The following is a 13493-nucleotide window of genomic DNA, read 5'->3' on the forward strand; positions in this document are numbered from 1 at the left end:
AACCAAACATGATTATTCTGAAATTATTTTCTTCGTTACTGTCCTAAAATACACTCTCACTATTTTATGGAAATAGACACAGACAGAGATTGACCTTCTTCTTCCCCTAGAAAACCAAAACTACGACAAGAGACAATCTTTAAATAATCCAACTTCTCCTCTCACAGTCTCCAACCTTAACCACCTCAATATGACTCATTTCATAAATTCTCCTAACAAATCCTAGATTGAATTTTATCGCATACTCTAACAAAAATACCTCATGTATAATTTTATGCCTTATATCACCGCTCTAAACAGTCGTGTTTTACGGAACAACACAATAAACTTCCCATTTCATTTTACAAAACTTCATCAAAGCATAATGATTCATGTTTTATTCCCCACGAATGCTTGAATATTCTCGTTCTTCTAAGCTTTCTTATTTTCTTATCAAAGGTTATCCTTTTGATATAGTGATAGGGTAACTCAACCTCGAAAAAGAAATTTATCTTCAATTTTATGAAAAAAAGCATGGAAAAGGTATTTTAGTGCTTACTTTCTTTGTCACATAACTTATAAAATGATCGGAGCCTCAAAACTTAAATATTTTTCTTGCTATAATCGTGCACAGATATTTGTCATAGGAAAAAACCATGCCCAAACGCACAGATATAAAATCTATTCTTATCATCGGAGCAGGACCTATTATCATTGGTCAGGCATGTGAATTTGACTATTCAGGCACACAAGCCTGTAAAGCATTAAAAGAAGAAGGGTACCGGATTATTTTGGTCAATTCTAATCCTGCCACGATTATGACAGATCCAGATCTAGCGGATGCAACTTATATAGAGCCCATTACGCCTGAAATCGTTGCCAAAATTATTGCCCATGAACGTCCAGATGCCCTTTTACCCACCATGGGAGGACAAACAGCGCTCAATACCGCTTTATCATTAAAGCGTATGGGTATTTTAGACCGCTATCATGTTGAAATGATAGGTGCCAATGCCGAAGCTATTGATAAAGCGGAAGATCGTGCTTTATTCCGCCAAGCGATGGCAAAAATCGGTTTGGAAACACCACGGTCTATGTTAGCCAATGCAACAGAACTGAAAGAAGAAAATCGCCAACAACATGCAAAAACGCGTGCTGAACTTAAAGAAAAACTTTCTGGTGCAGCCCTTGAAAAAGCTCTCGAAGAACTTGAACGCAACTGGCGACATACCGAAGCAGATCGCAAACAACATTATATCGCTCATGCAACAGCAAAAGCAGTTCAAGCGCTTGATGTTGTTGGGCTTCCAGCGATTATTCGTCCTTCATTTACCCTTGGTGGGACTGGAGGTGGAATTGCGTATAACCGCTCTGAATTTTATGAAATTATCGAACGGGGGCTTGAAGCTTCTCCTACAACAGAAGTTCTCATTGAAGAAAGTGTTTTAGGGTGGAAAGAATATGAGATGGAAGTTGTTCGTGATAAGAATGACAACTGTATCATTGTTTGTTCTATTGAAAATATTGATCCGATGGGGATTCATACCGGTGATTCGATCACCGTAGCCCCTGCTCTCACCTTAACCGATAAAGAATACCAATGTATGCGCAATGCTTCGATTGCTGTTTTGCGTGAAATTGGTGTTGAAACGGGAGGATCCAATGTACAGTTTGCTGTCAATCCTGAAAATGGGCGCCTCATTGTTATTGAAATGAATCCACGTGTTTCTCGCTCTTCAGCGCTTGCCTCAAAAGCAACGGGGTTTCCCATTGCCAAGATAGCAGCAAAACTAGCCGTTGGCTATACACTTGATGAATTAAAAAATGATATCACAGGTGGTGCAATACCAGCGTCATTTGAGCCTTCTATTGACTATATCGTGACAAAAATTCCTCGTTTTGCTTTCGAAAAATTTCCTGGGTCATCATCTGTTCTGACGACTGCAATGAAATCTGTAGGAGAGGTCATGGCCATTGGACGTACTTTTCAAGAATCATTACAAAAAGCACTCCGTGGACTTGAAACAGGACTTACTGGTCTTGATGAAATTGTCATCCCAGAACATGCTGAAGGTGATGAAAAAAGTTCTATACGCTCAGCCATTGCCATCCCAAGCCCTGACCGTCTGCGTTATATTGCTCAAGCCATGCGTGCAGGCTTACCCTTGAGTGAAATTCATCAAATAAGTAAAATTGATCCGTGGTTTTTAGAACAAATAGCCTCCATCATTGAAATGGAGCAGCGTATCCGCATCCATGGGTTACCCCAAGATGCAGATAACTTGCGTATGTTAAAAGCTATGGGATTTTCAGATGCCCGATTAGCCACCCTTAGCGGACAAGGACCCGATGATATCGCCGCTTTGCGCAAATCACTGAATGTTAAACAAGTCTTTAAACGGATTGACACTTGTGCTGCTGAATTTTCTTCTCCTACAGCCTATATGTATTCAACATATGAAGTTCCCTTGTCCGGTATAGAACACTCAGAAGCACAGATTTCTGAACGCAAAAAAATTGCTATTCTAGGTGGTGGTCCAAACCGCATTGGGCAAGGGATTGAATTTGATTATTGTTGCTGCCATGCGGCTTTTGCACTGCGTGATGCTGGCTTTGAAGCGATTATGATTAACTGCAATCCTGAAACCGTTTCAACTGACTATGATACCTCTGATCGTCTTTACTTTGAATCTTTAACAACAGAAGATGTTATCGCTATCTTAGAAGCAGAACAGGAAAAAGGCGAACTCGTTGGAGTCATCGTTCAATTTGGCGGACAAACGCCATTGAAATTGGCAAGTGCTCTCGAAAATCACAATATTCCCATCTTAGGGACTTCACCGGATGCTATTGATTTAGCAGAAGATAGAGATCGCTTTCAAAAACTGTTATTTAAACTTAACTTAACACAGCCTCAAAATGGTATTGCCCACTCTATCGAACAAGCACGCCTTATCGCCCATGAACTAGGCTTTCCATTGGTTGTACGTCCCTCTTATGTTTTAGGAGGACGTGCTATGCAAATTATCCGTGACGAGCGAAGTTTGCAAAATTATTTACTTGAAAGTGTTCCTGAATTAATCCCTGAAGATATCAAAGCCCGTTATCCCAACGACAAAACAGGACAAATAAACATATTGCTTGGTAAAAATCCGCTTCTCTTTGACACCTATCTAACAGAAGCAATTGAAGTAGACGTTGATTGTCTTTGTGATGGCAAAGAAACACTGATCGTTGGGATTATGGAACATATTGAAGAAGCAGGAATCCACTCCGGTGATTCCGCGTGTTCTTTACCAGTCCATACGCTCTCACAGAGCATAGTCGCTGAATTAGAGCGCCAAACCAAAGCACTCGCACAAGCACTTCATGTTCGCGGCTTAATGAATGTACAATATGCCATTAAAGATGGCACCATTTATGTCTTAGAGGTCAATCCCCGCGCTTCACGGACGGTTCCATTTGTTGCAAAAACAATTGGTCGCCCTATTGCTAAAATGGCTGCACATATTATGGCAGGAGAAACGCTGCACAATGCTCTCCAAGCTTATGGTGGATTACCTTCTTCGCAGGAAAAACAACATATCGCTGTCAAAGAAGCCGTGTTTCCTTTTGCTCGTTTTTCAGGTGTTGATACACTTCTTGGTCCAGAAATGCGCTCAACCGGTGAAGTTATGGGACTTGACTATGAGTTTGCGCTTGCTTTTGCTAAAGCGCAACTTGGAGCTGGTGTAAAACTCCCTAAGGAGGGAATCGTATTCGTTTCTGTAAGAGATGAAGACAAAAAACGCATCTTAAATCCTGTAAAACGTTTAACAGAGCTTGGCTTTTCTATTGTTGCTACAAGTGGAACACAAAAATTCCTCACCGAACATCATATTAAGGCAAAAAAAATCAACAAAGTTTTAGAAGGACACCCTCATATTGAAGATGCTATTCGTAATCGCCAAATTCAATTGATTTTTAATACAACCAGCACTGCCAGTGCCATCTCAGATTCTAAATCATTACGCTATGCAGCACTCATGCAAAATGTCCCCTATTATACAACAATAGCAGGAGCCGAAGCCGTTGTAGAAGCGATCAAAGCACTCAAAAAAAAGCGCCTTGAAGTGCGTTCCCTGCAAAGTTATTTCAGTTGAATTTCTTGCTATGTGGAAAAGCATACGCTTTTTGATACTTTTTCTCGATTTTTTCTTTATCAAAAATAGCAATTAAAGCTTGCTTTTTATTCTAAAGGCGCCTATATGAGTTTTATCGAATTTTCGGTTACGTGACTTTCTTTCCTGTGTATTCTGCACTTTTGACGAGACTTCTCCCACCTAATTTCGATCTACAGCCGTATTGAAGAATTATAGCTTCAGTACACAATATAATTATATATCTAAGGAGTTTCCTATGTCTACAGGAACAGTTAAGTGGTTTAATACAACAAAAGGTTTCGGATTCATTCAGCCTAGTGATGGCAGTGCAGATGTATTTGTACACATTTCCGCCGTTGAGCGTTCTGGTCTAAGCAATCTTAATGAAGGACAAAAAGTGTCTTATGATGTTCTTCAAGACCGTCGTTCAGGGAAATTTGCCGCTGGCAACCTTGCAGCTCTTTAAAGTTTGAATTCTGCAATATTTTATTTAAAAATCTTCGTCTATAACGACGGAGATTTTTTTTATTTTGTAGAAAGCAAAATTGACCTGGATAAAAGAAAACACGGCTTATCTATTTTGCACAATTTATCAAAGTATTCCTATCCTTCCTCTAAAACTTTTATAATCCTTAAGAGAAGAATTCCTTGTTAAAATTCTCAAAAAACAACACTATAAAAACGCGTGTCAAAGTATTTTGGAAGTTTTTTATTGCATACAATATAATCTCTTATAGAATATCCTTAAAGCAATAATCATTTGTTGATATAATATAAGGATTTTAAATTATGGCTTTTATTGCCGACAAGCTGTCTCGTATCAAACCTTCTGCAACAATTGCTGCTTCCCAAAAGGCCCGTCACTTAAAAACATTAGGACGCGATGTTATTGCTTTAAGTGCTGGGGAGCCAGACTTTGATACTCCAGACAATATCAAAAACGCGGCCATTGAAGCCATTCGACGGGGAGAAACAAAATACCCTCCTATATCTGGAATTCCAGAGTTGCGCCAAGCAATTTCTGCAAAGTTTAAAAGAGAAAATAACCTTCTTTACCAACCAGAACAAATTATTGTTGGGACCGGTGGAAAACAAATTCTCTTTAATGCTTTGATGGCAACGTTGAATAAAGGAGATGAAGTCATCATTCCATCCCCTTATTGGGTGAGTTATCCAGAAATGGTCGCGCTTAACGAGGGTACGCCTGTCTTTTTAGAAACAAAAGCCGAATTTTCTTATAAACTCCAACCACAAGAGCTAGAAGCTGCTATTACCCCCAAAACAAAATGGTTTATCTTTAACTCTCCCTCAAATCCGTCGGGAGCCGCTTATACATATAATGAATTGAAAAAACTCACGGATATTTTAGTAAAATATCCTCATATCTATATCCTTTCCGATGATATATATGAGCATCTCACGTATGAAGGTTTTACCTTTGTGACTCCCGCTCAAGTAGAACCAGCGCTTTATGAGCGTACACTCACAATGAATGGCGTTTCCAAAGCCTATGCAATGACGGGCTGGAGAATCGGTTATGCAGGTGGCCCACAAGAACTCATTAAAGCGATGGATATCATTCAAGGTCAGCAAACATCTGGCACGAGTGTTATTTCACAATGGGCTGCTGTTGAAGCACTCAATGGACCTCAAGACTTTATCGCTAAAAATAAAAGTATTTTTCAAGCTCGCCGTGATCTCGTTGTTTCCATGCTAAACCAAACTCCCGGCATTCATTGTCCAACCCCCGAAGGTGCTTTTTATGTTTATCCTTCTTGCGCAGGACTTATTGGCAAGAAAACACCAAACGGCCAATGTATTCGGAATGATGAAGACTTTGTGATAGCACTTCTAGAAACAGAAGCTGTCGCTGTCGTCCAAGGGGCTGCTTTTGGACTTGGGTCAACTTTTCGTATTTCTTACGCAACATCAGAAAAATTACTTGAAGAAGCCTGCACACGTATCCAATGCTTTTGCAACAGTTTAATTTAAAATTTTTAACATTATCTCTTGTGATTGTTTTTTTGCCGAATGTCAATCTATCCGACAAAATATCGAAAGCTATGTTAAGGATAGAGCCTATCGATTTAGCAAAAATATTCATGAATAAACATAATAAAAAAAATAGAAGCTGGCAGATAATGATCAAAAAAAACCAGCGATCAAATAAATGAATCAGTCTATTGTCATGAGAAATGAAAAACCTGTTTAGTTTTCTCTATCGAAAATATAAATTTCAGGATTAATAGGGAAATTCAAATTAAGAAATCATCTTGTTTGCCCTCTCCTCACTTAAGAAAGAACGATGTATTTGTTGTTATAAATGTACGATAAAAACGGAATTTCAGAAAAAGCGCGTTATATTTACATTTTGTTTTAATTTATAGGCAAGAGCATTCTTCTCGCGAATTTTAGTTTAATTATAATCAATGTTTTTTCTATATACAGAGGGATTTCTAAAAAAGAGATATCTTTAAAAAATTTAGTCGTTTTTATCGTTTTTGAAGGTATGTTTCATATGAGAGATTATAAACAAAAGCCTCTCAAGCAAAGTTTACATCATATAATATTTTTAATCTATTGTGGTCTTTCACCCTCCTATGGAAATGGACTGATTTAAATTTCGCATCTCTTTATTTTCTCCAGATACAATACAAATTATATTATATTTTATAGTTACGTTAAGTTATAATAAGTGATATATAGAAGAATATTGATTTATAAATTCGTTGATTCTTAACTTGAAGTATCCTCTTGTAAGATTCCCTTATTTCAAATCTATCTGAGACAAAACGATATCATTTTCTTATATATCACAAGCAGAGTTGATGTGTTGGTAAAAACTTAAAAAAAGGAGCAAAAATACCTCCCTCTCTCAAATGCAAGGATTACGCAACTATTGAAAGCTTATAAAGAATGATCATGCTGCAACCTGCTTCTTCATGAGTGTAAAAATAGTTGTACAGTGAATCTTATACCATTTTGTCAAAACTTTTACGTGATGCTATTCACGGATATCAGAAAGCTTGGGCATACTGAAGAATATTTCTTAAAGAAGCGCGTAAATTGATAAAACTTGCCTTCCCTATCCAATTTATAACACTAAGAAAGACCTCGTACTTTTAAACACAATCGCTCTTATAATTAAACGCCCCTTACAATTAAACCTTTCTATTTCACGGCATCGTTTTCGCCTTAAAATAAAAAAGAATCTACCCTTCTCCGCTGCATAAATAGTTCAATTTCTCTTAAGTTCTCCCTACTAACCACTTGATTGACTTCATAGGTTTTACGAAAAATCCCTCAATATTCATCTCATACTCTCATAAAAAACACTGCATGTATAAAGTTTACATGCTTTATATCCCCCCAAAGACAAAGTTTTATGGTACAAAAGAATAAATCTCTCTCAAATTCCTCGTTGAGTTTTAGCCTACCTAAAAAATTCGTTGGATATCCATAAGTTTTGAAATTTTTTTCTTATCAATCTTCCCATGCATTGCAATTTCTAAGCACTTTTTTAGGAATAAAAAAAAAGCCGGACAAACGTCCGGCAAATCTGGAAAATCTTCAGAGATAAAATCAATCTGTCAGATCTTCGTAAGGGAACACTCAAGAAAATGCAATGGGAGGCAACATAATCAAGAGATAATATTCTATGTCATTTTATAAGCAGAAGCACAATAAAGACTTAAGCGTATCTGCTATGCAATAAACACATAGCTTTAATTCTTCCTCAATCTTGGACCGCTCTCTTTAATTAAATAGAAAGAGGTCACCCTTATACGATTGTCTAATTTTTAATGTTATAACAGCCTTCACATTTGAGCGAATTCATAAAAGACATTTTATCCCTTTCTGCAAAAGTATTTATCCACACAAACACCTTCCACCCTATGACCTAAAATAATTTCAGCGACCTCATAAGAAGTATCTATTGTTTCAGCGAGCCAATTCTGTCAACTAGAGTCAAACCCATGCGAACAAGCTTTACATTTTTTCTCATATACTTTGATATACAACTATCAGCAAAGGGACCACGACCTCAAAAAAAATCTTTGTGAGACAGCAGGCGCACTTGTTTTAAAATTGCTAATACCTCTCATGATAAAAGCACGCGAAACTCTGTTATAGTATCCGTTGACCTTTTATATTCTCGAATTAAGGATGTCCAAATATCACCCTCAACCTGATTTTTATGAATATGACATAAGAGAAAAAACGAACTCCTTTAAGAATAAGCAAACGCACAGTCAGTTGTGTTAGGGTTGTTATTTAGCAAAATATTTTGTAAAAAGTCGGAATATCTCTCCAACCCATAGCTGGAGAGCTTTACGTTTTATGACGTTGTTTTCCTAAAAGAGCACGTGCTGTTTCTGTTGCTTGTAAATCAACATCTAAACCCAAGTCAGCCGCATTTTTGAAACAAATATTAAGACGGTTCAGCGCTTTACGAACTGTATCAACTTTTTTATATGCTAGATAGAAGTAAGCGTATTTCTGTTCTTTGTAATTTCTGAAAAGGGAGGCGGCCTTATTGGGAGAATAATATGAAATTTTAAGGATAAAAAACCAACTGCTATTTTTACCATCACCTTTTAATTCTGCTTTTTGACTTTCAAAAGTCTCTCGAGAAATATCTTTTAAATAATAGAGATTACTTATTGCCTCACGCTTTTGTTTATCGCGTTCTTTAATGGTGTTGTGATCTTCAACCTTCATATAAAACAGATCGCCATTGCGTTGCATACTCACACGCTTGTTTTAAAAAGACATCTCTCAAAGCATCCAACCCCATCTCACGATGGCGCACCCCGTGAATGTTATAACGATAAAGCCATTGAACCCTTCCATCTTTACGCTTGTGAAGGAGAAAACCGACACCATCACACACTTTGCCAGCCCCTATGTTTCGATAGCTCTTGGCACTTGAGACGATTCAAAAGAGGCATGCTTTTCTTGTATAATTTTTATCCACATGTCCTCCCCGCTTGTGACGTGCAAGCAAGTGATTTTGATTGATTCAATATAAACGGGTTTGAAATGAGAGAATCTTACGGTACTTAAGCTTCTCATTCAATATGAATGAACACTGGATTATCATTATAAATCAATAAGTTGTATACTTATAATGTCATTCAATGAATGATTTTAATTGATTTAATATGGGAAAATTTAAAACGAAAGAATATTACGAGAATCTTAAGGTGCAAAACAATTAATTGTTCCTTATAAATTAAGGCATGAATATTAAAAAGACCACTGACGCGCTTTTAAGAAAATATAATCTCGAAAAGCATTCAACCTTGCCAAATTCTTTAAATTATAAGGATAACAAAAAAAAGTATCAAAAGAAGGAATATCAACCATATCAGGAAAAAGACGTACCAAGTGCTCATCATTGTTGACAATATAATCAGGCAACACAGCAATCCCAAGATCACGCATAAGCGCATTCTTGATGGAGATGATATTGTTGATTTGCAGGACTGAAACACGCAATGATCCATCATTTCTACCAGCTTTTTCCAACCAATTTAAACCCGACAAATAAGGGGGAACAGGTTCTCCGAATGAAATAATACGATGCTCATCGAGATCAGATAATTTTTCAGGCTTTCCATAATTTGCAATATACTTTTCTGAAGCATAAACATGCATATGAATTGTAAATAATTTTCTTTGTATAAGATCAGGTTGTTGGGGTTGATGGAGGCGAACAGCACAATCTGCATGACACATTGTCAAATCAAGTTCTTCATCAGAAAGCAAAAGCTGGACCTGCATATCAGGATAAAGACTAAGAAATTCTGGCATACGCTCTGCAATCCACCCGGCCCCCATTCCAAAGGTCGAGGTCACACGCAAATGCCCCGTTGGTTTTGCATAGCTTTCACTTAATTGCAAACGTACACTTTCAAGCTTCATCAAAACATCATGAGCTGTACGATAAAGAGTTTCTCCTTGTTCTGTGAGAATCAAACCACGCGCATGACGCTGGAATAAAGATACCCCAACTTCTTGTTCTAAAGCCGAGACCTGCCGTGAAACCGCTGATTGGGATAAATGAAGCTTTTGAGCAGCATGCGTAAAAGATCCCGCTTCTGCTGCTGCGTGAAAAACCCTTAACTTATCCCAATCCAACGGTGACGCCACAATTAATTCTACCTCTCGATTCTCTCTATTCTCAATGAATTATTAACGCTTAGATATATCTAAAAACCGTTCTGCTTCCAATGCTGCCATACATCCCCTTCCCGCGGCTGTTACAGCTTGACGGAATGTTTCATCTGTTACATCCCCTGCAGCAAAAACACCCGCAATGCTTGTTGCTGTTGAATCCGGTGCTGTCCATAAATAGCCGCCTCGTTTTTGTTTCAGCTGTCCTTCAAATAGAGAAACAGCAGGATCATGCCCAATGGCAATAAATATGCCCTCTGCTTCCACTTTCATCTCGTAACCTGTTTTAACATTTTTCAAACGTGCCCCCGTTACAACAGCTCCCTTTGCCCCCTGAGCTGGCAGCCCCACAATTTCTTCCACCACATGATTCCAAAGAACACGTACATTATTACAAGCAAACAACCTATCTTGCAAAACTTTCTCTGCCCGAAACTGTTCTCGCCGATGAACCACGCTTACACTTTTTGCTATATGCGATAAATAAAGAGCTTCTTCAACGGCCGTATTGCCTCCTCCTACAACAATAACATCCTTATCTCGATAAAAAAAGCCATCACACGTAGCACAAGCAGAAACACCACCACCCATAAAGGTCTGTTCACTTTCTAAACCAAGCCAGCGCGCTTGAGCCCCTGTTGCAATAATCAGCGCATCACAAGAATATTGTGTTCCTAAATCCCCATATAAGACAAAAGGATACTTCAATAAATCTGCCTTTGTAATCGTATCATAGACAATTTTTGTCCCCATATTCTCAGCTTGTTTTGCCATTTGTTCCATCAACCACGGTCCTTGAATGGGGTCAGCAAAACCTGGATAATTTTCGACATCCGTTGTAATTGTCAATTGCCCACCCTGCTGCAAGCCTGTCACTAAAACCGGCTGGAGCATTGCTCTTGCCGCATAGACCGCCGCTGTATAACCAGCCGGACCTGAGCCAATAATCAGCAGACGAATATGCGATTGTATCATTCAATCCCCTTCACTTTTTCAACTTAATTATTCTATAAATTATAACGGAATGCAGCCTTTTAAAAAAATATTTCTCAATAACCTTAACTATGTTATATATACATACTTCTTTTCAAGTTTTATGAAAAGGTCTGATTACCAATTCATCAAGGCATGTTCATGTTAAGGATTAATCTTTATCCTATAAAGAGAAAAACGCAAATTCTTATGAGCAAAAAAACATAATAAAAAGAGATATAAAGATAGGGAACGGTCATTTTTCAGTTTATTATTAATGTCTGTGCACGTTTTGCGTTAATCATGGGAGGAGCAATGCTTTTGCCAATTTTTGTGGATCTGCACGACAACAACCGTAATTGGATAAACTTTCTCTATTCTTGTGCCATAACCACCATGTTAGCAACGCTGATTCTTTTAGCAACGAAGGGAGCTACTTGTCGTTTTTCAGCACGGCTCGGCTTTATGCTCACTGTTTGTCTTTGGCTTACAGGAAGCATCGTAGGTGCCTTACCTCTTTATCTTTCCCCTCTTCCCATTTCTCTAGCAGGAGCCATTTTTGAATCTGTTTCTGGAATTACAACAACAGGCTCCACAGTCCTTTCTGGTCTTGATAATTTATCGCGAAGTATTTTGTTATGGCGTTCTATTATATGCTGGATTGGGGGCATTGGTTTTATCGGTTTAGCCCTCTTGCTTTTGCCTTCACTGCGTGTGGGGGGGGTACGACTTTTTCATATGGAATCATCTGATAAATCTGAAAAAATATTGCCTCGCATCAACCAAATTGCTAACGGAATTATCATCGCTTATGTTGGACTCACATTGGCTTGTATGCTTTCTTATTTTGCTGCGGGCATGAGTTTATTTGATGCCATTAACCATGCAATGAGTACAGTAGCAACGGCTGGGTTTTCAACGCATGATGCTTCTTTTGGCTATTTTTCTGATACACCAGCCATCTTAATTATTTCAACAATCTTCATGTTGCTTTCTGCTTTGCCCTTCGTACTTTATGTTAAATTAGTCCTTCCTGGACACTCCAAACGTTTCCTTGACCCACAAGTGATTGTTTTTCTTCATATCGTCGTCCTTTTCAGCTTTGCTTTAGCAGCATGGCTACGGTTTCATGATCATCGCGCTTTCCACTTGATTTTCCTTGATGTCATTTTTCACCTTTCATCCATTATTAGCACCACAGGTTACAGCGCTGAAGATTATCAACTTTGGGGACCGTTTGCGCTTGGAATTTTCTTCATTGTTTCTTTTACAGGCGGATGTGCTGGTTCTACTTCTGGTGGTATGAAAATCAATCGCCTTATTATTCTTTGGCGTATTACACAAACAAATATAGAAAAACTTCTTTCTCCTAATGTCGTTGTAAAGGCGCGTTACGATCACTCAAATATATCAAACGATGTTGCTCAAGCCGTTTTGTTTTTTGTCTGTCTTTATATGTTCTGCCTTGTGATCGGCACTGCACTTTTGCTTACAACCGGTCTTGACTTCACCTCTGCCTTTACGGGCGTCTTAACAGCACTTTCAAATGTTGGTCCAGGCTTTGGAGATATTATTGGCCCTGTTGGTAATTTCTCTACAATCAATGATAATGCTTTATGGATTTTAAGTTTTCTAATGTTAGCTGGACGCCTTGAAATCATAACAATATTCGTTCTTTTTATTCCCGCTTTCTGGCGTGAACAGTTCTAATGCATAGAGCATTTTATTCCACCATGATAAAAAATTAACAAAATAAAAAGACGTGAACAATATGCGGAATAATATTCAATCTTCAATCAATCGACGGAAGATTTCGTGAAATTTCAAATAAATCATCGTATAAATGATTGATATAAAAATGTTTTGGAAAAAACAATCAAATGTCAACAGTTTTCAAAACCATAACATATAACACTTTATATTATTGAGCTTCTTTATCAAATAAAATGAATAGATAGAACATCTTTCTTACGAATAATCTCTCATGCAAAAAATATGAATATTTGCTGATAAAATTGCTTTTTCTCTAATAAGTCATGTCCTTATAAAAAACAAAATACCATTTATTACAAATTCAAAAGCTTGTTAAAAAACATCTGACAATACTCATTCACCCATTTCAAAACAGTCCTCATGAAAGCTATAAAATGGGCATTATCACTTTTACTTAAATAATAAGCTGCAAATCGGTACCACAAAATAAGATATAAATTAGCACCA

Annotated in this window: 6 protein-coding genes and 1 pseudogene; 4 read left to right on the top strand and 3 right to left on the bottom strand. The window is 37.7% G+C overall.

The window, feature by feature from the left end; genetic code table 11:
- Positions 1 to 635 precede the first annotated feature (635 nt).
- The 3 genes from carB (at position 636) to PVV57_RS01860 (ending at position 6113) form a co-directional block, all read left to right on the top strand.
- Positions 636 to 4121, top strand: coding sequence for a carbamoyl-phosphate synthase large subunit (gene carB / locus PVV57_RS01850; RefSeq protein WP_273717606.1), 3486 nt, complete (start codon positions 636 to 638; stop codon positions 4119 to 4121).
- Positions 4122 to 4377: 256 nt separating this feature from the next.
- Positions 4378 to 4587 carry a cold-shock protein gene (locus tag PVV57_RS01855; protein WP_006590201.1) on the top strand — a complete coding sequence of 70 codons (210 nt, stop codon included), beginning with the start codon at positions 4378 to 4380 and terminating at the stop codon, positions 4585 to 4587.
- Positions 4588 to 4910: 323 nt separating this feature from the next.
- On the top strand, positions 4911 to 6113 hold the full coding sequence (locus PVV57_RS01860) for a pyridoxal phosphate-dependent aminotransferase (protein ID WP_273717607.1): 1203 nt from the start codon (positions 4911 to 4913) through the stop codon (positions 6111 to 6113).
- A gap of 1856 nt (positions 6114 to 7969) precedes the next feature.
- Here the strand turns inward: PVV57_RS01860 and PVV57_RS01865 are convergent.
- The 3 genes and pseudogenes from PVV57_RS01865 to trxB form a co-directional block, all read right to left on the bottom strand.
- Positions 7970 to 9073: pseudogene (locus PVV57_RS01865) on the bottom strand (Arm DNA-binding domain-containing protein).
- A gap of 298 nt (positions 9074 to 9371) precedes the next feature.
- Entirely contained in the window at positions 9372 to 10277 is a 906-nt protein-coding gene (locus PVV57_RS01870; protein WP_273717608.1) for a LysR family transcriptional regulator, read from the bottom strand.
- Between the two features lie 42 nt (positions 10278 to 10319).
- Positions 10320 to 11276 (bottom strand): thioredoxin-disulfide reductase, encoded by a 957-nt coding sequence (gene trxB, locus PVV57_RS01875; RefSeq protein WP_273717609.1) that lies wholly within the window; start codon positions 11274 to 11276, stop codon positions 10320 to 10322.
- Between the two features lie 312 nt (positions 11277 to 11588).
- On the opposite strand from trxB, the gene PVV57_RS01880 reads away from it, so the two are divergent.
- Positions 11589 to 12983 (top strand): TrkH family potassium uptake protein, encoded by a 1395-nt coding sequence (locus PVV57_RS01880; protein WP_273717610.1) that lies wholly within the window; start codon positions 11589 to 11591, stop codon positions 12981 to 12983.
- The last annotated feature ends 510 nt before the right edge of the window (positions 12984 to 13493 follow it).

Origin of the sequence: Bartonella sp. AU15XJBT, assembly GCF_028618615.1 — a bacterium.
Classification (GTDB): Bacteria; Pseudomonadota; Alphaproteobacteria; order Rhizobiales; family Rhizobiaceae; genus Bartonella.

Bases quoted from the DNA above. Each gene is read 5' to 3' on its own strand.
- PVV57_RS01855 (WP_006590201.1), top strand. From the start codon at position 4,378: ATGTCTACAGGAACAGTTAAGTGGTTTAATACAACAAAAGGTTTCGGA.
- trxB (WP_273717609.1), bottom strand. From the start codon at position 11,276: ATGATACAATCGCATATTCGTCTGCTGATTATTGGCTCAGGTCCGGCT.
- PVV57_RS01860 (WP_273717607.1), top strand. From the start codon at position 4,911: ATGGCTTTTATTGCCGACAAGCTGTCTCGTATCAAACCTTCTGCAACA.
- carB (WP_273717606.1), top strand. From the start codon at position 636: ATGCCCAAACGCACAGATATAAAATCTATTCTTATCATCGGAGCAGGA.
- PVV57_RS01880 (WP_273717610.1), top strand. From the start codon at position 11,589: ATGCTTTTGCCAATTTTTGTGGATCTGCACGACAACAACCGTAATTGG.